This window comes from Pilimelia anulata, from assembly GCF_014647895.1.
Lineage (GTDB): Bacteria > Actinomycetota > Actinomycetes > Mycobacteriales > Micromonosporaceae > Pilimelia > Pilimelia anulata.
Genome location: NZ_BMQB01000042.1, coordinates 1 through 532 on the forward strand (window position 1 = coordinate 1; position 532 = coordinate 532).

Genomic DNA, 532 nt, shown 5'->3' on the forward strand with positions numbered 1-532 from the left:
TGCATGCTGGACGACGTCACGCTGCCCGACACCGGCACCTACAAGATCACCCTCGACCCACAAGCCGCAGCCACCGCTAGCCTCACCGCTCGACTCCACGCCCCGGCCGCGGTCACCGGAACACTCACAGCCGGCGGCTCCCCATCGAGACTGACCATCGCCGAGCCCGGCCAAGACGGGACGTGGACCTTCACCGGAACCGCCGGGCAGAAAGTGTTCGTCGACTTCACTGACGGCACCTTTGCCGAAGCGGCAAACGCGCACATTTACAAGCCCGACGGTAGCCACCTCACCGGAGTCGGCTGCAGCACGACCTGCCGAATCGACGCCACGACCCTCCCCGCCAGCGGCACCTACAAAATCAACCTCAACCCACCAGGCCTCACCACCGGCGGCCTCACCGCCAAACTGTCCAACGTGCCCGACCCGGTCGCCGGCACTCTCACCGCTGGCGGGCCGGCGTCGACACTGACCACCACTGCACCCGGTCAGAACGGCGAATGGACCTTCACCGGAACCGCCGGGCAACGAG

1 protein-coding gene is annotated in these 532 nt (G+C 67.1%); it reads left to right on the top strand.

From position 1 onward, the window contains the following. Positions 1-532 (top strand): hypothetical protein (locus IEY94_RS23205; RefSeq protein WP_229784385.1); only part of this gene is annotated, 532 nt, incomplete at both ends.